The sequence below is a fragment of the Flavimaribacter sediminis genome, from assembly GCF_019492055.1.
Classification (GTDB): Bacteria; Pseudomonadota; Alphaproteobacteria; order Rhizobiales; family Rhizobiaceae; genus Flavimaribacter; species Flavimaribacter sediminis.
Genome location: NZ_JAICBX010000003.1, coordinates 11,437 through 28,394 on the forward strand (window position 1 = coordinate 11,437; position 16,958 = coordinate 28,394).

General features: G+C 61.9%; 8 protein-coding genes and 1 riboswitch. Of the genes, 3 read left to right on the forward strand and 5 right to left on the reverse strand.

Features of this window, described 5'->3' with window-relative positions:
* Window positions 1–54: 54 nt before the first annotated feature.
* Together K1W69_RS15790 and K1W69_RS15795 are read left to right on the forward strand one after the other, a co-directional pair.
* On the forward strand, window positions 55–405 hold the full coding sequence (locus K1W69_RS15790; RefSeq protein WP_220229398.1) for a DUF1330 domain-containing protein: 351 nt from the start codon (window positions 55–57) through the stop codon (window positions 403–405).
* Entirely contained in the window at window positions 350–1,804 is a 1,455-nt protein-coding gene (locus K1W69_RS15795) for a dicarboxylate/amino acid:cation symporter (protein WP_220229399.1), read from the forward strand. The genes K1W69_RS15790 and K1W69_RS15795 overlap by 56 nt, the downstream gene beginning before the upstream one ends.
* 4 nt (window positions 1,805–1,808) lie before the next feature.
* Here K1W69_RS15795 and K1W69_RS15800 read toward each other — a convergent pair whose 3' ends face one another.
* The 5 genes from K1W69_RS15800 to K1W69_RS15820 form a co-directional block, all read right to left on the reverse strand.
* The gene (locus K1W69_RS15800; RefSeq protein WP_220229400.1) at window positions 1,809–3,473 is read right to left on the reverse strand and encodes a tetratricopeptide repeat protein; all 1,665 of its coding nucleotides are present in this window, start codon (window positions 3,471–3,473) and stop codon (window positions 1,809–1,811) included.
* Window positions 3,474–3,579: 106 nt separating this feature from the next.
* A complete protein-coding gene (locus K1W69_RS15805) occupies window positions 3,580–4,410 on the reverse strand; it encodes a universal stress protein (protein ID WP_220229401.1) in 831 nt (276 codons plus the stop codon).
* Between the two features lie 49 nt (window positions 4,411–4,459).
* Window positions 4,460–5,668: an OpgC family protein gene (locus K1W69_RS15810; protein ID WP_220229402.1), complete on the reverse strand. Its 1,209-nt coding sequence runs from the start codon at window positions 5,666–5,668 to the stop codon at window positions 4,460–4,462.
* Complete coding sequence (locus K1W69_RS15815) at window positions 5,668–7,434, reverse strand: glucan ABC transporter ATP-binding protein/ permease (protein WP_220229403.1); 1,767 nt, start codon at window positions 7,432–7,434, stop codon at window positions 5,668–5,670. Before K1W69_RS15815 ends, K1W69_RS15810 begins: the two co-directional genes overlap by 1 nt.
* Before the next feature lie 158 nt (window positions 7,435–7,592).
* A complete protein-coding gene (locus tag K1W69_RS15820) occupies window positions 7,593–16,124 on the reverse strand; it encodes a GH36-type glycosyl hydrolase domain-containing protein (protein ID WP_220229404.1) in 8,532 nt (2,843 codons plus the stop codon).
* 157 nt (window positions 16,125–16,281) lie between these two features.
* Window positions 16,282–16,428, forward strand: a riboswitch (FMN riboswitch).
* Window positions 16,429–16,503: 75 nt separating this feature from the next.
* On the opposite strand from K1W69_RS15820, the gene K1W69_RS15825 reads away from it, so the two are divergent.
* Window positions 16,504–16,938 carry a 6,7-dimethyl-8-ribityllumazine synthase gene (locus K1W69_RS15825; RefSeq protein WP_220229405.1) on the forward strand — a complete coding sequence of 145 codons (435 nt, stop codon included), beginning with the start codon at window positions 16,504–16,506 and terminating at the stop codon, window positions 16,936–16,938.
* Window positions 16,939–16,958 lie beyond the last annotated feature (20 nt).

The following is a 16,958-nucleotide window of genomic DNA, read 5'->3' on the forward strand; positions in this document are numbered from 1 at the left end:
AATCGATCCCGCGACACCGCCCGCCTACAAACGTCCGAAACAGAGGAGACCCTCATGACGGCGTATGCAGTAGGCCATCTCACGGAAGTCGATACAGGACCCGCGATCGTCGGTTACCTGGAAGGCATCGACGCGACGCTCGCGCTTTTCAGCGGCAAGTTCCGCATTCACGGCGGACAACCGGAGAAGCTGGAAGGCGACTGGCTGGGCCACCTGATCGTCATCGAGTTTCCGGATATCCAGGCCGCCCGCGCCTGGTATTGGTCTGACGCCTACCAAGACATCGTCGCCCTGCGGACGGACAACAGCAAGGGGCATATTTTCCTGATCGAAGGCGTCTCCGACGATCATGCCTCGATCGAAGTCCTGCAATCCCGGTCCGCCGCTTGGAACAGCCTGTTTTGAGCCTGATCAATACGGCGCTGTGGCGGCGTGCTATGGTCCGGGCATGGTAACAAGCGCTTTCAAATACAAACGCATGACGAAGCGTCTCGACACGCTTGTGCGGACAAAATTATGGGCCCAGGTGCTGGTCGGCCTGTTTCTTGGAATCCTCGTCGGATTGCTGCTCGGGCCCAATCTCGACCTCGTTGAACGCCGGACCGCCGCCCTGATCGGCGCCTGGCTTTCCCTGCCGGGCCAGCTTTTCCTTGGGCTGGTGGCGATGGTGATCATTCCGCTGCTTTCAACCTCGATCATGCTCGGCATCGCAGGCGCCGGCGGAGGCGCCAATCTGAGGCGGCTTGGCTGGCGCCTGGCTATCTTTATCGTCCTGACCACGGCCGCAGCCGCCATCCTCGGCGCCGGTCTTGTGAGCTATTTCCAGCCCGGCCACATCGTTCCGGCGATCGGCGTGCCGCCCCCTGTTCCACAGCAGGCCGAACCGGCCGGCGAGATGCTGAAGCAATTGCCGACCGCCCTGCCGCAAATTATCGTGGGACTGATCCCCAAGGATATTGGCGACGCGGTCATCGAACATGATTTTCTGCCGATCGTCCTGTTTTCGGTGTTTCTGGGCATCGCCTTCGTCACCTCAGACAAAAAGACCGCCCTGCGCCCGCTTCTCGCTCTGCTGGAAGCTGTGCTTGCTGTTTCGATGACCGTCGTCAAATGGGCCATGATCCTGGCGCCTTTTGCGGTATTTGGCCTGATCGCCGAGCTCGTCGCGAACACGGGCGCGGAGACGCTGCTCGGTCTCCTCGCATACATGGCGGTCGTGTCCTTCGGCTTGTTCTGCCTCTATTGCGGCTATGTGATCATCGTCTCCGTGATTGGAGGCATGCCGCCGCTCGCCTTTATGCGCATTTCAGCGCCGGTCCAGCTTCTGGCCTTTTCGACCTCCAGCTCCGCGGCAGTCATGCCGCTGTCCATGGAAACGGCCGTCAAGGAGCTTGACGTTCCGCCATCCGTCGCCGGCGTCGTCATCCCCCTGGGCGCCACCATGAACATGGCCGGGACCGCCTTGTATCAGGCCGCCGCAATTACGTTCCTCGCGCAGATGGCGAACATGTCGCTTGGTCCGTCGGAACTTGCCCTGATCATCATTACGCTCACCGCCACCTCCATCGGCGCCCCTGCGGCTCCCGGAGCGAGCGTTGTCATTCTCAGTTCAGTCGCCGGAGGTTACGGCATTCCGGTGACGGGACTGGCCTTCATACTCGGCGTTGACCGACTGCTGGACATGGCGCGAACGGCGGCCAATGTAACCGGCGACATGGTCGCCTGCCGAATTCTTCGCGGTGTCGTCAGCGAGTATCATCCGGAGGAAAAACCGCCGGATGAGGTCATCGTCAAGAACGGCTGAACGCCTATTCGGCGGCCTGCAACGCCGCCTGCGCGCAGAAACAGGACGCGGCGACGCGCTTGTCCGCCCGCGCATCGGCAAGATCGAGTCGCTGGCGGATCTGTACGATCTCCACGGTCTCGCCGCGCGCCTTCAGGCAGTCATGCAAGCCTTTCAGGCTCCAGACATTGTCCGGATGCACCGTTGCGCGGCTCAACTGACCGCCTAATCCGAGATCCTCCCGGAAGACGGCTTCAGCCTCGTCGACGCGGCCCTGTTCCAGCAGCAAGGCGCCGAGCGCATGCCGCGTCGGCTGCATCCACCCCCAGGGCTCATCGTAGGGAAGACTGTCGTCGATCGCGACCGACCGGCGGAGCGCCGCAAAGGCTTCGTCATACTCGCCCTTGCGGTACAGAATCTCGCCGCGCAGCATTTCCGTTGCGATCTCCAGCAGATCGACAATACGGTTGTTATGCAGCAATCGCGACTCGGGAACCCTGGCCTTGGCCGCGAGAAACGCCTGTTCTTCGGCTTCCGCCTCGTCGATATTGCCAAGGGCGGCGTTCGCAACGCCGCGCGCATAATGCACATTGGCGGCGAGCGTGCAGTAAAGTTCGGGGTCTTCCGGCAATTCCAGCGCCATGGCTTCCCGCCACTTGCCGAAGCGGACAAGCACATGCGGCTCGAAGCCGAGATAGGCCTCGAAATAGTCCGCCATGGGCGGGCTCTCCATGCGCAACATCTCCTCCGGCACGGTCTCCGCCGCTTCTTTAATGGCTCGCATCGCAGGCTCGAATTGCCCAAGGAACAAGGCGCCGTAGATGACGAAATGGTAATTGTGCAACCGATAGCCCGAATAGATATTGAAGGGCCCCTTGTCGCGCCAGTATTTGAGGTCGGCCTTGACCGCCGTCTCGTTCCAGTGGACGACGTCGTGATAGTGGCCGCACAGCACATCGATATGTGTTGGCATGTGGATCAGATGACCGGCGTCCGGCACAAGGGTGCGCAGCGCGTCGCCGGCTTTCAGGGCCTTCTCGGGGAATGGCGACATCTCCATGAGATGGACGTAGAGATGAAGGATTCCGGGATGTGTCATGGCCGCCGGATCCGTATCCATTGCTTCCTCGAGAACCGCCCGCGCCTCTTCCGTTGAAGCGCCTTGGGCCGGCGCGCCGAGCTTCAGGTCCCACATTTTCCACGGCGTACGGTTCAAAAGCGCTTCCGCAAAGACCGTGCGGACCTCGAGATTGCTGCGATGCGCCTCGAAAGCCTCGCGCATCGCGTCGGCGAAATCGTCGTTCCAGGCCTTCATGTCGTCGACGGGTTCGACCTGCGGATAGCGCGCCGGCAAGGCGCGGATCATTGCGGCTTCCCAGTCGCTGACCGTATCGACAAGAGCAAGCGCCGACTGCGAGGACTGATAACCGGTCGCAAGCGCCGCCGCTCTGCCCGCGTCGTCGAACAGTTCCCAGGGCATGTTGTAATTTGGCCCCGCCGCATAGCCGACGCCCCAATGGGCCATGGCGCAGGCGGGATCGGCCTCGATCGCCTTGTTGAAACAGGCGACGGCCTCCTCGTGATTGTAGCCATATGTCCAGATGAAACCCCGGTCGAACCACAACTGCGCCTCTTCAGAGGACGTCGTAACCGGGAAATGATGTCCGCCCAGATCGTAGTAATCGTCCATTGCCAGCCCCTGTCGTTGCAAGAAGAATACGGTTTACTCGCACTGCCCTTGAGTATAGCAGAAGGTTAGCGTGTTAGAATATGTACTCTGTGGGGAACGTCACGCCCTATTCATACCGTGGCGCCGGCAGCGCCAGAACCGGACAGGGCGCGGCGCGCACCACCTGTTCGGTGGTCGATCCCAGCCAACGCTCGGAGAGCGACGCCGGGCCTGAATAGACCATGACGATCAGATCAGCCGCGTTTTCATCGGCAATGGCGGGAATGACCTCTTCCGGACGACCCGGACGCGACAGCGACTTCAACGCCCCATTTGACAGGTCGGGCGGCGCGAGCGGAAAACCGAGCGGCCCGTCGCCGACATGCAGCGCCTGAACAACGCCGACAGAAGCCGCCAGTTCACGCTCCAGCCACGTCACCTGATCGACGGCCAGTTGCGGATCGGGTTCGCTGTCGACAGGAAGCAGCACATGGTTGAACCGCAGCGATCCGTCCGCCGTAACGAACCCCGGCACGCCTTCGCGCACGAAGAGAAACGGCCGGTGGATGCGCCTCGCCAGAGCCTGCGCCACCGAAGGATGCTGCATCGCCGCCATGCCGCTGCGGCCGTGCGTGGCCATCACGACCATCGAAACGTCGTGCTCATCGAGATAGTGCGACATCACCTCGACCGGATTGCGGCCCGTGGCTTCGATTTTCGAAATGCGCAAGCCCGTCAGCGGTTCGAGTTCCGCCTGGCTGATGCCGGGATCGACCAGATTCCACCGCGCCAGGGTTTCACGGATATGCGGAAAGCGCGACCAGTCCTCGCGGCTCGTCCGCCCGTCGCCGACATGCATGATTGTGAGACCGGTCCCGAGCCCGAAGGCGAGTCTGAGAGCATGCCGGAAGGCGACATGGCTGGATGCGGAGAAATCCGTCGGGTGGAAAATCGTCATGGCGTCCCCCGTTGCCGTCGATCGGCCACGCGGAGATCGCCAGAGTTATTCAATCACCGCGCGCCACAAGGGTGGATAGGCCGAGATCGCGAATTTGTCCACTCCTGGCTGCAGACCGGTTGCCGGAAAGCTCCCTGTGCCATTCGAGAAACCAGGCCAGAGCGAACAGCAGCATTGTTCCGCCGCAGACAATAGCAATATCGGACAGGGCGGTGGATCCGTGGGCGATCCTCCAGGCCTGGGCCGCCATCGCCAACAAGGTTCCGAGCAGGAACACCGGCAAAGCGTGTCTACCGAGGACTGCAAGCGGGTTCCTGGCGGACAGTCTGAAGACCTGGTTCAGCTGCGGGATCATCGCGATCAGGTAACCGGCGGCAAGCACGTGAAGAAGGCGCGGCAAGGACAGAAATGTCTTGTCGAAGCCGGTCAGCACCGCCGGAAGATCGAAGGACGCATCGACGCCCCAAAGTGGAATGCGCACCCAGGCGAAGGAAAGAACAAGATAGGCGATGCAGCCGATAATCAGGTCCAGTCGCGCCGGCAGTTCTCCACCGCGACGCAAATACAGCGCCGCAGCGATGCCTATGACAAACAGGAATTGCCAGGACAACGGATTGAGGAACCATACGCCGTCATTCGGATAGTTCGGAAAGCCGATGCGATACCAGCCGCTGAAAATCCAGATCGATCCTGAAAGCGCGACCATCATGGTCAGGCTGCGCTTCCCGATCGCAAGGAATATCGGAAGCAGAAGAAGCATGACGGCGTAGACCGGCAGGATGTTGTTGTAGCCGAGCTGATGGCCGAGCGTCACGACTCCAACAAGCGCCGTTGCCGGCTCGGCGATGACCGGCGCGATGTTGATGGCCTCGAGAAGCTCGGGCCTTGCATAGACGGTCGCCAGGAAGCAAAAGATGCCGAGCGTCGCCAATGTCGTTGCGAGGTGAGCCACATAGAGCACGCCCGACCGCCGCCATATCTTCAGCGTCGTGACCAGCCGCGCGCCCTGGCCGTACTTGGCGCCGTAGGCGTAGGCGGCCGAGACGCCGGACAGCAGCACGAAGATTTCCGCGGCGTCCGAGAAGCCGAAATTCTTTGTCGTCAACCGCTCCAGCGGATTGCCCGGCACGTGATTGACGAAAATCATGATCAGGCACAGCGCGCGAATGACGTCGATGGACGTGTTCCGGTTCGCAGCATCGCGCGAAAGCGAAACGACGTTGCGGCCGGCATGTGGACCATGCGCTGCGTCTGTCATCAGGCCGCCTCGGCCTGCGGTGAGACCGCGTGAAGGCGGTCCTTCTCGAGAAGTCCGCCGGCCCGCAGAAGAGCAGCGAAACGGCCATTGTTGCGAGCGGCAAGGTCCGTAAACGATCCCGTTTCGATGATTTGCCCCTTGTCCATGAAGATCACGAGATCGGCGTCGCAAACGGTCGAAAGCCTGTGGGCGATGATGAACGTCGTGCGGTTCGCCCGCAACCTGTCGATGGCGTCCTTCACCTCCCGCTCGGTTTCGACGTCAAGCGCGCTGGTGGCCTCGTCGAGCACGAGTATGGGCGCGTCTTTCAGCACGGCGCGGGCGATGGCGATGCGCTGCCGCTCGCCGCCTGAAAGCTGCCCGCCGCGCTCGCCGACCACCGTGTCGTACCCGTCACGCTTGGCGAGGATGAAATCCTGCGCAGCCGCGGCAGTGGCGGCTTGGTGGATTTCGGCGTAGCCGGCGTCGCTGCGTCCAAGACGGATGTTCTGCTCGATCGACCGGTTGAGAAGGCCGGCGTCCTGAAAAACGGTGGCGATCTGCGCGCGAAGCGACCTTCTGGTAATCGTGCGCGTGTCGATGCCGTCGATGCGGATTACGCCCTTGTCGGGATCGAAGACACGCTGCAGGAGGTTGATGAGCGTGGTCTTGCCCGCGCCGGTTGGTCCGACGATCGCCACCGTCTGGCCCGCCGGAACTTCGAAACTGACGTCGCGCACGCCGTCCTGACTATCTGGAAACCTGAACGAAACATCTTCAAAGGAAATGTGGCCCTTGAGGGATTCGACCTCCCGGCTGGCGGAGTCCTGACGCTCTCCCACGGCGTCCTGCAGCGCAAAGAAAGGCTCCAGCCTGGCGCGGGACTCGAACACCTGGTTGACGAAGGCGGTGATCTGGTCGAGACGGCCGATCAGCAGTGTCGCAAAGCCCGTGAAGGCTACGATATCCCCGATACGCAACTCGCCGCTCTGAACGAGGAAGGAGCCGATCAGCAGCACGATCATCATCGAGATCGTGGCCGACAGTCTCTGCAGGGCGCTTGCCAACGCCCACCAGTTGAGCACGGGAAACTGCGCATCGATCAGGTCGGCCGTATAGCGGCGAAGCGCTTCGGCCTCCTGCGCCACGCGGCCATAGGACTGCAGGACGGAGATGTTGGAGATCGTGTCGCTGACGTGGGAAAACACCTGGTGATGGTGGCTCTCGACCTGCGCCTGGCCCGCCTTGGTGTTTGTCATGACGATATGGTTGATCAGGACATAGGAGGCGCCCAGACCGAATAGGACGATCGCCATGCGCCAGTCCATACCTATCGCCGTCGGCACGAGCAACACCAGGGTAACGGCGGTCGCCAGATGCTGACGCATGAATTCGAGCCAGAGGGAAAACAGTGTTTCGGACGCCCGCAGCAAGGTGTGCAGCACATGCGAAGTGCCGTGGCGATGATGCCAGGCGAGCGGCATGGTCATGATAGACTCGAAGGAATCGGTGAGAACTTCAACCCGGCGCTTGTGCGCAAGCCGGTCGGCCTCGCGCGACACCACAACAACAGCGACAATGCTGGCACCGCCGAGCGCGGCCCAGCCCGCCATGCGCAGGAAAAGATTTTCCTTGAGGGATATCGCCTCGATGATATTGCCGAACAGGATGGGTTCGGCAATCAGGATGACGGCCAGGGCGCAGTTGGAGATACATATGCCCGCCACCTTCCACCGCTCGGTAAAAAGCGCAGCCATCGAACGCAGATATATCGCTAACAGAGACAAGAAGACTCCTGATGTTCAGCCAAGGGGGTCGCCTTGCCCCTTGAAGACAGTGCACGGGGTAAAAACGGGCAAATTGCGGATGAGTTGCCGCAATGCGGCTACAATTATTTCGCAGCGCAGTAATTCGACGTGAACGCGAGCACGCGCGTAAGGTTTTATTATTGCAACAGTTTCAGCCGCGGTGACCTTGATGGCCTGCTGGTTTTCGATGCACGCGGCACGAATATCCTGACTTCGTGCAGTCCGTCCGTCAGGGGTACGGCCCCCCGCGTGTCGGTTCCGTTGAAAATCAGACCCGCTTTGTCGCCGTGATGCATCTCGATGTTGTAACGGGCTTCGCCGATCCTCAGCGTCACGGAACACTGCTCCCAGTGCGACGGCAGGCGCGGATCGATGTGCAAACGATCGCCTTCCCGGCGAATCCCGAGGATCGCCTCGACGGCCGCGCGATACAGCCATCCGGCAGATCCCGTGTACCAGGTCCAGCCGCCTCGACCGCCTTTTTCCGCCCCCGAATAGACATCGGCCGCAACCACATAGGGTTCGACCCGGTACCGATCGGCTGCTTTCTCGTCGAGCGCATGATTGACCGGATTAAGCATGGAAAAAGCGCGCCAGGCGTCATCGACCCGCCCCATCTGAGCAAGCGCCATGACCATCCATATGGCGGCGTGGGTGTATTGCCCGCCATTTTCACGAACGCCGGGCGGATAGTTCTTGATGTAGCCCGGATCCTTGTCGGTGTTTTCAAAAGGCGGCGTGAACAGTTTGATGATTTGATCGTTGTCATCGAAGAGCATGTCCAAAACGCAGTTAACGGCGCTTTCCGTCTTGTCGCTGTCGCCACCGCCTGAAAGGACCGCCCAGGACTGTGCGATGGAATCGATGCGGCATTCGTCGGAATGCCGGGATCCGAGCGGCGTTCCATCATCGAAACTGCCGCGCCGGTACCACTCGCCGTCCCATCCGTTCTCGTTGAGCGCCGTCTGAAGACCATCCGCGTGAGAAAGCCAGGCGCGCGCCCTCTGGCTGTCATCACGGCTTTCGGCGATCGGCGCAAACTCCCGCAACGTTTTCAGCAGGAACCAGCCGAGCCAGACGCTCTCGCCGCGCCCGTTCTCGCCGACCCGGTTCATGCCGTCGTTCCAGTCGCCGCCGAGGATCAGCGGAATGCCGTTGTCGCCGGTTCGGCTCACCGCGAGATCGAGCGCCCTGGCGCAGTGCTCGTAGAGACTCGCTTTTTCGTCCGACGTGTCCGGCTCGAAAAACCGGTCATGTTCGCCGTCGTTCAGTTCGGGCCCTTCGAGGAAGGCGATTTTCTCTTCGAGAATTCCGTCGTCGCCGGTGACGTGGATATAGTGCCGCGTCCCGTAGCCGAGCCAGACGACGTCGTCGGAGATCATTGTCCGCACGCCTGCGCCGTTGCCCGGCAGCCACCAGTGCTGCACATCGCCTTCCCGGAACTGCCGCCCGGCCGCATTGATGATTTGAGTTCGCGCCAGTTGCGGATCCTGCAGCAGCAGCGCAAGCGTGTCCTGCAACTGGTCGCGGAAGCCGAAAGCGCCGCTGGCCTGATAGAAGGCGGACCGCGCCGTGATGCGGCACGCGACGCTCTGGTAGGGCAACCAGACATTGACCATCGCGTCGAAGGCCGGGTCCGGAGACGAGACCTGCAGCGTTTCTCCGAACTCCTCCCATCGCCCGCGGTTGTCGGAAAGCCTCTCATCGAAATCCCGATCCAGGTGTTCGCGCGCCAGGGACACGGCTTCCTCATCCGAACCGGCGTCGCCGGTCACGAATAAAACATCCACCGTTTCGCCGGGTCGAATTTCCAGATCGCAGGCGATCGCCGCGCAAGGATCGCGGCCCGCCTCTATTGTTCCGGTCAGATCGTTGCCGCGCAGCACAGTAAGCGGCGCCGTGGTTGCGCCGCCCCGGCCGAGAAATTCCGTGCGATCGGCCGTCACCGATTGCCAGCGCGCATTGCTCGCCATGAAAGCCACCCGATCGCCGTAGTCGATGTGATATGGATTGCGGGCGGTCAGCACGCGATTTTCCAGATCGAAACCCGGTATGACGAAGGCAGCGGCCTTGTTCCGATTGTTGCCAAGCAGCCATTCGCAGTAAGCGTAAATTCTGAATCGTCTCTGTCGGTCGCCCGCATTGCCGAGCTTCAGGCGTTGCGCCTTGACCGGCGCAGCCGCGTCGACAAGCTGCGTCAGTTCCGCCGTGATGTCTCCCCGCGTCGCCTCGAATTGCGACACGCCGCGTGAATGGCGCGCGCGATACGCGATCGCCGGATCGCGCAATACGCATGCGAGCGGCGAAAACGCCTCATGCGTGTCAAGATCGTGCACATAGACGGCCTCGCCCGGCCGGTTCGTCACAGGATCGTTGGACCAGGGCGTCAGCTGGAAATCGCGGCTGTTTCTGCTCCAGGTAAAGGAGGCGCCCTCGGCCGAGCTGTGGAAGCCGAAGGACGGATTGGCGACGACATTGATCCAGGGATGCGGCGTCACGCGATCGCCGGTGAGTTGCACAACATAGTTGCGACCGCCATCGTCGAAGCCGCCGTAGCCGTTCCAGAATTCAACGTAGGGAGGCGTGACCGCTGTATCCTGATCCTTGACAGCGACGTCGGACACGGCGCGCCTTGCCGCCTCCGGCCATACCTCGTCGCGAACCGCCGTCAGTTCCGCCCGCTCGATCTGGTCGAGAATGGTGCCGTTGCGCGTATGCATGACGACGCGCGCCGAGGCGATCAGCGTTCCATAGGAACTCGCATCGGCAAGGTCGCGTCGAACCGTGAAGATATGCTGTCGCGGCCCGAATTCCCGACCCCGCGCGCGGGCGTTGTCGCATAGAAGTTCGATCGCGTTCTGCAGATCCTGCACGTAGGAGGAGGCCTGTTCATTGACGATAACGAGATCCGCTAACAGACCGTGTGCGCGCAGATATTCCTGCATCCTCAACGCGGAGGCGACGATCTCGATGTCCGCCTCGTCGCCGATGCGCAACGCGAATATCGGGAAGTCTCCGGAAATCGACAGCGGCCAGAGCGTGGACTGCGGACCAAGGCGCTCGGCGATCGTCTCGGGCTGCGCGCGCAGCACCGGATCGGGATAGAGGAGATACCTCGCCAGTTTCTGAACGCCGGCGGCCTCCGACAGACTGAGCCCGACATGCCGGACCTGCACCTGCGAGCGGGTCCAGGCGAGCATCGCCTGGCGCTGGAATACGTCCGAATATCGAAAGCGACGGATCTCGCCTTCGATATCATCGCGGTTGGCTGCAACCACGGTCCAGAAGCTCAGCGAAACCTTCTTGCGCGCCGGAACCCGCACCATGCAGCGCAAAGCCATGACCGGGTCCATGACATGGCCGGCGTTCCCCGACAGCGTCGCGCCCGGATCGAAGGCGGCTGCGGTGTCGATCGACCGGCCCCGGCCGATGAAGGCCCGGCGGTCTGTTTCGGCCTCCAGATCACGCGCCACGCCGGCTCCGCAGGTCATGAAATGAGCGAGCGCGATCGACGGATCGCTGTCAGAGCGCTTCCTTCGCGTCGCATAGACGACTTTGTCCTGTCCGTCGATTTCCGTCTTCACGAACATCTTCGAAAACGCCGGATGCGCGCTGTCGGCGGCTTCGAAGGCAAGGGCGACTTCGGCGAATGAGGTCAGTTCGATATGACGCTCTTCCTGGCCGTCGTTGATGAGCGTTATGCGGCGCACTTCGCCATTGGCCTCGCCAAGCACGATGCACTCCGTTTCCGACCTGAAGTCGCCGACGGTCTTGAAAAACGTCGCCTTGTCCTCGCAGAAGAACGCTCTGGCCTTCTCGCCTTCGATACGTTTCGGCTCTGCGGTCGCGGACCACCACGCGCCCGTGTCGACGTCTCTGAGGAATATGAAGGTCCCGCTTCGATCTTCTGTCGGATCGGCCGACCAGCGGGTGACGGAAATCTCGTCGGCGCGGCTGTAGCCGGTTCCCGCCGCGGTCACCATGACATGATAGTGCCCGTTCGACATCAGGTTGACGGCGCGGGACGCATTGAGCGGGTTTTCGATCAACCGTGAATCCGGGCGATCGTCGACCACGGCCGGCTTCACCTGCTCGCTCGCCTCGCTGCGGATCGGCGCGGGCGGAATGATGCGCGGCGCCTTTTCTTGCAGCAGCAGTTCCGCGGCTTCAATCACCGGGTCGCCATGAAACCGGTCGCGCATGCGGCCTTCGAACACCACATTGGCGACCGCGACGATGGACATGCCATGATGGTGCGCCATGAAATTGCGAACCACCGCGCAATCGTGGCCCTCGGGCACCCGGCCCGGCGTAAAATCCACCGCGTCGTGGTAGCCGTAGCGGCCCAGCGCTCCGAGTTTTTTCAAACGCTTCAGATTGGCGACCGCCTCGGCCGGCCGGAACTGCGCCGCAAGCAAACTGGCGTACGGCGCGATCACCACGTCCTGGCCGAGCCCGCGCTTGAGACCTAATCCGGGCACGCCGAAATTCGTGTACTGATAGGTCATCTGCGTGTCGCGAGCATTGTAGGCCGCTTCCGAGACGCCCCAAGGTATGCTCTTCGATCGTCCATAAGCGATCTGCTTGCGGATGATCAGATGCGAGGACTGGTCGAGGACGCCGCCGAGCGGTTCCTTCATGACGAGCGGAGGCATGAGGTATTCGAACATCGAGCCGGACCAGGACAGAAGCGCCGCGGAGAAACCGATTTCGGTGACTGAGCGTCCAAGCCGCAGCCAGTGTTCCGTCGGAACGTCCCCTTTTGCGATCGCAAACAGGCTGGCGAGCCGCGCTTCTGATGCGAGAAGGTCGTAGCAGGATTCGTCCAGCTGCTGTTCTGCGACGCGAAATCCGATCGACAAAAGCTTGCGCTCGCTGTTCAGCAGGAACGAGAAATCCATGCCGAGGGCGAAATTGCGCGCCCGCTCGCCGATGCCGAGAAGCCGGCTGCGCAGGCTCGCCGTACCGGCGCCCTCCAGATGTGCGTCGGCGAGGTGCGAGCGACAGGCTTTCTCGAGCTTGTTCGCCCAGAGCACGATCGTCTCGCTGTCGGCGTTGCGGATTTCCTCGTTGAGACCGCCCGCGAGATTCTTGATGTCCACGGCGATCACCGTCAGGTCGATGGTCCGGAACGTCGCCGTTTCCGGCTCGTTGATCATGGTGCGAACGGAGCGCCGCATGCCTTCCAGCCGCTCGCGCATGCGCTGTCGCAATGGTCGCAGAGAGCGCCGTTCGTCCGGCAATGCTTCGTGCTGATCCTCAAGTACAGAGAGCACATCCAGAATGCCGCGGAAATCGCCCTGTGTGTGCGCGGCCGGCGCGTCGGCCCAGTGTCGGCAGGCCGAGGCCACGGCGAGCAGGTGTCCGGCCAGATTTCCGCTGTCCACCGCAGAAATGTATTGTGGCTGTAGCGGCTGAAGGGTCTCGATGTCGTACCAGTTGTATGTGTGGCCGCGATATCGCTCGAGCTTTTCGAGCGACGCCATCGTCTGCTCCAGCCTCTCGATGGTTTCGGTAAGACTGATCCAGCCGAAGTCGCGCGCCGAGACGATCGACAGGAAATAGAGCCCGATGTTGGTCGGCGAGGTTCTTGGCGCGACGACAGGAGACGGCGTCTCCTGGAAATTGTCCGGCGGCAGAAAGTTGTGCTCTTCGGTCACGAAGGTCTCGAAATAGAGCCACGTTCGCCGCGCAATGTTTCGGAGCGCCTCGCCGTCCTCCGGGCGCAACGTCAGACGATCGTCGCTTTCGGCGGAGCGGCTGATGAGCCATGCGATCGCCGGCGAGGCGAACCAGATCAGCGCGAAGACTACGGCGATCGCCGCGCCGGATGATCCGAAAGCGAACGGTATCGCCAGTCCGGCCGCGCCAACAATCAGCGCGCCCCACATGGATTGATAGTGAGCCGACACGGAGCGCGTTCCGGACCGCGCCACCTGCGAGGCGGTGCGCCATTCCAGGAGAAGCTTGCGACTGAAGAAGACGCGGTGCAGCGTTCGCGCGATCGCGTCGCCCATGGACCAGGCCATGTGCGCCATCAGCGCCAGACGCATCGCCACCTGCGCCGTTCCCATTGCGAAACTTCGGCCGAAGGAAGCCAGATAGCTTCGCGGCGTCATTTCCATGGTGCGCGGCATGAAGGCGTCGATGACGCCGAGGGTCAGCGAGAAGAACACGGTGACAATCAGGAAAAGCTGCCACACAGCCGCCGACGCGAATGGCAGCAGGCTCCAGCCAGCCACGGACGCAGCAGTCCACGTGATCGGCATCAGCGACCGGCGCAGATTGTCAATCATCTTCCAGCGCGAGAGGCCGGGCAGCTTCGAGCGCGGGCTGAAAATCCAGTGCAGGAGTTGCCAGTCGCCACGCGCCCAGCGGTGGTGGCGCGAAGCGTCGACGAGGTAGCGCGTGGGATAATCCTCGATCAGTTCGATGTCCGACACCAGGGCGGCGCGGGCATAGGCGCCTTCCAGCAGATCATGGCTGAGGATGGTGTTTTCGGGTATCTTCCGCCTCAAGGCCGCCTCGAAGGCGTCGATGTGATAGAGCCCCTTGCCCGTGAAACTGCCCTCGCGAAACAGGTCCTGATAGACGTCGGACACGGTGAAGACATAGGGGTCGATGCCCCTGCCTTCGGAAAAGATCCGCTGGAAGAAGGACGCCTCGTCGCCGGTCGTAAGCGACGGCGTGACGCGCGGCTGCAATATGCCGTATCCGGAAGTTATGCGCCCGGACGCCTGATCGATGACCGGCCGGTTGAGCGGATGTTCGAGTTTGCCCACAAGCCGGTGCACGGCGTCCCGCGTCATGCGGGTGTCGGCGTCCACCGTCATGACATATTTGACGTCGTCCGGAAGCGGATCGTTGGGTGGAAAGAACGTCGTCTCGACATCGCCCCGCAACAACGCATTGAGTTCGTGCAGCTTGCCGCGCTTGCGCTCCCAGCCCATCCAGCAGCCCTCGGACGGGTTTTTCAACCGGTGGCGATGCAGCAGGAAAAAGCGCACATGTTGCGATTTAGGGTAACGGGCGTTTAGCCCGGCGATCATCATGCGGGCGTAATCGAGCAGTTGGTCGTCGCGGTCGGAGCGTTCTACAGCGCTGTCCGGCCAGTCCGACAGCAGCGCAAAATGAATTTCGCCATCCGCGTTGGAAAGATAGTGAACCTCGAGATTGTGAACCGCATCGTCGACATCGTCGCGCGTCGCGAGGATCACCGGCATCGCGACCATCGTGCGCGCATCGGCCGGAATTCCCGACTTGAATTCGTAGGCGATCAGTCGCTTCGGTTCGACGAACAGCGCCACCAGCGTATTGAAGAGACCCAGCGCCGCCTCGCTGGCCGGCAATGCGACAGCCAGGCAAAGCAGGAAGATCGCCACTGCCGGAATGCCCGTTTGGCCGAGTATAAGCGCCGTAACGGCGACAATGATCGCGGTGAAGAGAACAACCGGGACCACCATGGCCGGCCATCCGACGGCGCGGATGAACCGCAGCAGTCTGTCGGCGCGCGGCGCGCTGTATCCAATGCTCCGTTCGAACGGAACGCGCATTCGGCCGACGAGGGCGCAACCGATCTCGACGCTGCTATCCGATTCCCTCTTGTCCTCGACATAGGCGATCGCCTGGCTCGCAACATCGAATTCGCCCTTGCCGGATCGCTTGGCTAGCTTTTCGATGGTTTTGCGATAGACATTGCGCGAGGGCGCATCAAGCAGGCCAAAGTTCGTGCGCTCATGCAGCATCCGGTCGATCCGGCTGACCTGCTCGAACCAGCCGACCCAGTCCGTATCGTCGATCAGACGCAATCCGCGAATGATGTTGCCTGTGGTGACGTTGCCGCCGGAAAGCACGGCGTGCTCGTCAAGTGTGATCTGCTCGGCGTCGCTGCCGCCGGCCTCGAGCCGCCCCTCCAGCCAGTCCAGCGCCCGGCTGAACGAGCGCGAGCCGTCACGCAACCGATGCAGCAATTGCGTGGCGAAGCTTCGGTCGAGCGCATGCTCCGCATAGTCCTTCAGAATATCGACGTCTTCGTCTTCGGGAATTGAGGCCAGCCGGTCGGCGACGTTGTTGGCAAGCTGGCGCAGCGTGCGCGCGCGCTCGACCCTGAGCGCCAGCCGCCGCAAATTTTCCAGCAACACGAAACGAAGCACGGAGGGAAGCGCCCACAATTCGCCGATCCGGAGCGGCTCCACCTCCTGAAAACCGTCGACGACCGCCTCGAATCCCTCACGCGACACGGCGCTGTCGGTCTGGGCGACATAGTGCCAGGCGATCGCCAGAACCCGCGGCAGGCGCGCGCCGTCCAGTTGCGGAAGCTGACGGTAGAAGCGTGGCGGCAGATCTCGGCGAACTTCGCTGATCGCTTCCTCCACGACGTGTGAATTGTCGAGCAGCCAGTTGGCCGCGGGCGTGATTGTCTCGCCTTGCAGGTTGGCGGCGTTGAGGGTGGCCACGACATCGCCGATGTTGCGCGCGATGACCGAGATGTGGCGGTGTATGTCGAATTCCGGAACAGGTTCGGCGGGAAACAGGTTTCCGGCGGCCAGCGCCTTGCCGTAATCTCGCAAATCTCCGGAATGCGCGAGTGGAGAGCGTATGGGTTCCTCGACGCCCCGAATCAACGGGATGCGACCGCTTGCCGACCTGATGTCGGTATGCGCATTCATGAAAGTTTCATTCGGCTAACCGATGCAAGGGAAGTCACAATAACGCAAAAACTACCGAAATGAGCCGAAGTTCCGGCGCCGCGCCACACATTTTGCAGCGCAACGTAACGGACCGTGTCAATCCGCTTGATCAATTCCACTTTCGCAGAAATAATGAGTGCGTTCTCAGGGCGGGGTGGAAGTCCCCACCGGCGGTATGCGGCGGAAGCCGCGAGCCCGCGAGCGCCTTTCCTGAAGGAGAGGGTCAGCAGATCAGGTGAGACGCCTGAGCCGACGGTCATAGTCCGGATGAAAGAGAACGTGCCGCCGGTCCCGCGCGTCGTGGGCCGTGTGGCATGTGATCGCCTTGGGTGACGTGTCGTTACGAAAGGAGATCACGATGACACACACCCGATATGCGTTCATCAAGGCGAACTGGCACAAAGATATTGTCGACCAGGCCCTGGTGGGATTTTCGGAAATCATTCCTTCGGAACAGATCGACGTTTTCGATGTTCCGGGCGCCTTCGAAATGCCGTTGCTTGCGCGTGACCTTGCGCGTTCAGGACGTTACGGGGCCGTCGCCGCGGCCGCCTTCGTCGTCGACGGCGGGATTTATCGCCACGATTTCGTGGCGCAGGCGGTCGTCAACGGATTGATGCAGGCGGGTCTCGAGACCGGCGTGCCGATCTTGTCGGTGTCGTTGACGCCGCACAACTATCAGCCGAGTGAACACCATACGCGGATCTACAGGGAGCATTTCGTGCTGAAAGGCCGTGAAGCGGCCGAAGCCGCGCTCGCCGTTGGCCGAATTCGCAACGCCAAAGCCGCGTAGACTTGCGATCGGGCGGCGAA